This is a genomic window from Pseudomonas sp. SDO5215_S409 (genome assembly GCF_054071325.1).
In genome coordinates this window covers 1-402 of sequence record NZ_JBSVWN010000183.1, presented here as the reverse complement: position 1 = coordinate 402, position 402 = coordinate 1, and the positions used below count along the sequence as shown (strand labels likewise).

Below are 402 nucleotides of genomic sequence, written 5' to 3'. Positions count from 1 at the left end.
GCCTACAGGGCGCCTTCGGTTGGTTCAGTTACACCACTTCCAGGGACACGATCCGGGTAACTATGTTGTTCAGGTGCTGTTTCATTTTTTCGTAGGTTTGCTCATGGCCATAGTCCTGGTGAAATTGGCCGCCGATTATTTTGTAAAGTCCGCCTGGTACGTAGGCCTAGTCGCCGCAATAATTGTTTGGACAATGAACGCTGCTGTAATTCTTCCTCTCTTGGGCGAGGGTGTAGCGGGAAGCAGGACGGTCAGCGTAATGGGCATTATCTACTTTGCTGTCGCCCACACAGCGTTTTTCATAACTCTTTCATTAAGGGCTAGACGCTTAGTTATGCAGTCTTCGATTTGGGACTGTCAGATTTTTTGTGTGCGGGCCGGTAACGGCCTGCCGTCAGGCAG

Annotated in this window: 1 protein-coding gene; it reads left to right on the top strand. The window is 50.5% G+C overall.

The window, feature by feature from the left end:
- Window positions 1-19: 19 nt before the first annotated feature.
- Window positions 20-402: hypothetical protein (locus ACW9H9_RS28830; protein WP_457346738.1), on the top strand; the 383-nt coding region annotated here is incomplete at its 3' end.